This window comes from Streptomyces griseoloalbus (assembly GCA_014650015.1).
Lineage (GTDB): Bacteria > Actinomycetota > Actinomycetes > Streptomycetales > Streptomycetaceae > Streptomyces > Streptomyces griseoloalbus.
Genome location: BMUD01000082.1, coordinates 1 through 1,020, shown reverse-complemented (window position 1 = coordinate 1,020; position 1,020 = coordinate 1). Strand labels below are relative to the sequence as shown.

The window sequence follows — 1,020 nt, the reverse complement described above, 5'->3', positions numbered from 1 at the left end:
CCTCGGCTCATATCGCCTGCAAGGCGATGATTTTACTGATAGCCGCGTAGGCCGAGGCACTTAGGCGCCGGCCTGCGCGGTAAGAGCGATAATAGATTGATTGCGTTTGAAAAACGCAGACTTTATTCCACAATAGAATTTTAAAAATCTATCATACTACAGCTTTCTATGCGCTTGGATGTCAGTTATTTGGAGATTGATGTAGTATAATGTTGAGTTGCCGTCCTGACGGCATAGGGACTTCTGTTCTTATGCCCTTATGTCCTTTTGTTCTGTCGAGAATTAACCATTCTAAAATTGCACCGCCATACAATTTTAGTAACAGAACCGGCCAAACGGTGACTTACCTTTGCAACACCGATGAAAAGCGCAATCTATACATACCACTTCCGCCGCTACCTCGGCCGCAACCTCACGCGTGCCGAGGCAGTCGTCATCGGCCCCCTCGAGAAAATGCGCATCCGCGGTCTCGAGAGGCGACTCCTCGTCGTCGACCCGCCCGGTGTCGACACACGCGGCATCCTCTGCGCCTATGTCGAGTATCTCCGTAAGAAGGTCAATCCGCACAGCGACATCCTCATCATGACCCAGAACAAGGACGTCTCCGTCTACACCGCCAAGCGGCTGAGTACGCCCGACACCGCCACCTACGCCGCCACCGGCCATCGTCCCGAGAACATCCGCGGTCTGACCTATGACACAGCTTTGCTCTTCGACATCCAGGACTACGGCGTGTGCAGTCCCGCGCGTGAAGACAACGACTTCCACCGCGTCGCCACCGCCGTCTTCCCCGTCATCAGCAGCAACCCGAACAGTCTGCTGATACTCCACGCCCGCGCCGACGTTCCCCATCTCTACCGCTGGCCCGGACTCAAGGAATACACCGACCCCTCGCTCGCCCCTCCCGATGTCCCGATAAAGAAGCCTGATTCCACCGTCCCGATAATCATCCCCCTCAGACTCAAAACGACAGACAGGCTATGGAACAAGGGCTTCAGCCCTTGTGATGAAGAGACGCTC

At 55.0% G+C, this 1,020-nt stretch carries 1 protein-coding gene; it reads left to right on the top strand.

What is annotated here, in order from left to right:
- Nucleotides 1–360 precede the first annotated feature (360 nt).
- Nucleotides 361–1,020, top strand: a 660-nt coding sequence (locus tag IE178_RS35045) for a hypothetical protein (protein ID WP_193515069.1), incomplete at its 3' end; no start/stop codon positions are given.